A 390-nucleotide genomic window follows, 5' to 3' on the forward strand; every position below is an offset into this window, starting at 1 on the left:
TTGGGGTGGTGGGGGTGGTTTGAAGTAGTGGTTTTGTTGGGGTTTTTGGTGGGGGTCGAGGTGTTTTGGGGGTGTGTACCAGGGGGTGCCGTTGATGGTGGTGATGGTCCATTGTTCTTTGTGGATCAGGTGGTGGTGGCTGCTGCAGAGGAGGGCGCCGTTGTTGATGGTGGTGGTTCCGCCGTGGGACCAGTAGGTGATGTGGTGGGCTTCGCACCAGGGTGCGGGGATGGTGCAGTGGGGGAAGGTGCAGCCTTGGTCGCGGGCGGTGAGGGCGAGGCGTTGGGTGGGGGTGAAGAGCCGGGTTTTGCGGCCGAGGTCGAGGATTTCGCCGTGGGTGCCCAGGAGTGCGGGGATGATGTCGGCGTCGCAGGCGATTTTGCGGAGGGT

General features: G+C 63.1%; 1 protein-coding gene. It reads right to left on the minus strand.

All coding sequences use genetic code 11. The features are described from left to right. Positions 1-390: HNH endonuclease signature motif containing protein (locus AC5RVN_RS17450; protein WP_494138756.1), on the minus strand; the 390-nt coding region annotated here is incomplete at both ends.

The organism is Arthrobacter sp. sptzw32 (assembly GCF_059089735.1).